This window comes from Collinsella sp. An2, assembly GCF_002160065.1.
Classification (GTDB): Bacteria; Actinomycetota; Coriobacteriia; order Coriobacteriales; family Coriobacteriaceae; genus Limicola.
Genome location: NZ_NFJW01000045.1, coordinates 1 through 1,144, shown reverse-complemented (window position 1 = coordinate 1,144; position 1,144 = coordinate 1). Strand labels below are relative to the sequence as shown.

Below are 1,144 nucleotides of genomic sequence, written 5' to 3'. Positions count from 1 at the left end.
TCTTCTTGGACTTCCGAAGATACATGAAAGCACTCCTGAGCTGCGGTGATAATCTATTTCATCATATCATACACCGACATACACCGTGCTGAAAAGTCACAGGAAATATGTAAAGAAAAGGCCCATTGAGCTGGGCGAAGCAAGCTGTATCTATTCAGATGCGCTGCAAAACTCGGGAATTCTGCTCGATCTTCGTGATATAGGCACAGGCTTCCGAGAAGCTCGGCTGGTTATTAGTTAGGTACCTATCGAGCTCTTCGACAAGCAGCTCAAGCTTGCCGCCGGCTGCCCGTGAGTTCACCACGAAGATGTTGCGGTCGCCCTCCTCCTGAACCATGGATTGGGCCATGATGGCAGCCTCGTAGCTTCCCGAGAGGTTGGCCGAGATGGTGATGGCAATCACGTTGTCGGCAGAGCGGAACAGCTCGGCCCATTCCCCTACGCTGGGGCATGAGCTCGATGAGGCGCTTGACTCCTCAGCCACCTTCTTGTTGAGTTCGTCGACGTCAAGGTGCTCGTCATCGGCGTATTCAACACCGGCAATGTTGATCTTAAGCGGCGCGAACCGGTACGTGGTATTTGGCGCCGTAGGATGAAAGTCTCGCAGGTTGCAACTGGAATCTGCAATGATTGCCCAGCTCATGGAAGTCCTTTCGTCTGCCAGTATGTGCCTTCATTATATCGAGCTGCATACGCTTGTGTAGCATACACATGGTTTTTAAAACCACTACTAATCGTATTCATAACGAGCGATGAAAGAGTTGTGATTCACGTGCGGACGTTTGTGGCTGGCAAACCTGGGGATACCACCTGACTTTTGCAGCTGGAAAAGACCGTTTACCATGCATGAGCTGGGTAAACGGTCTTGCTCTCAGTGACGTTTCTGTTGGTGCACAACTTCTCGGGGCTTGGGCTTTCTCACCGCGGCCATGATGTCGCGCACCTGCCCCTTTGAGAGCGCGCGGCGGGTGAGGTCGACGCCCGCGGCGCCCCCGAGCGCGTCCGTGAGGTCGGTCCGGTAGTCGAAGAGCCAATGGTTCTCGTCAAGTCGGTGGCCCACGATGTTGGAGAGCGCCGTCTGGACAGCCGTAGCCGAAGGACGCGATCCAACCGTCCTCTCCGCATCTTTCTGCATGAGGCGCAT

Annotated in this window: 2 protein-coding genes; both read right to left on the bottom strand. The window is 54.4% G+C overall.

Annotation, left to right across the window (positions count from 1 at the left end):
* Positions 1–154: 154 nt before the first annotated feature.
* Complete coding sequence (locus B5F33_RS10740; RefSeq protein ID WP_087411816.1) at positions 155–643, bottom strand: DegV family protein; 489 nt, start codon at positions 641–643, stop codon at positions 155–157.
* A gap of 228 nt (positions 644–871) precedes the next feature.
* A partial coding sequence (locus B5F33_RS10945) for a hypothetical protein (protein WP_087411815.1) occupies positions 872–1,144 on the bottom strand: 273 nt, incomplete at its 5' end.

Bases quoted from the DNA above. Each gene is read 5' to 3' on its own strand.
- B5F33_RS10740 (WP_087411816.1), bottom strand. From the start codon at position 643: ATGAGCTGGGCAATCATTGCAGATTCCAGTTGCAACCTGCGAGACTTT.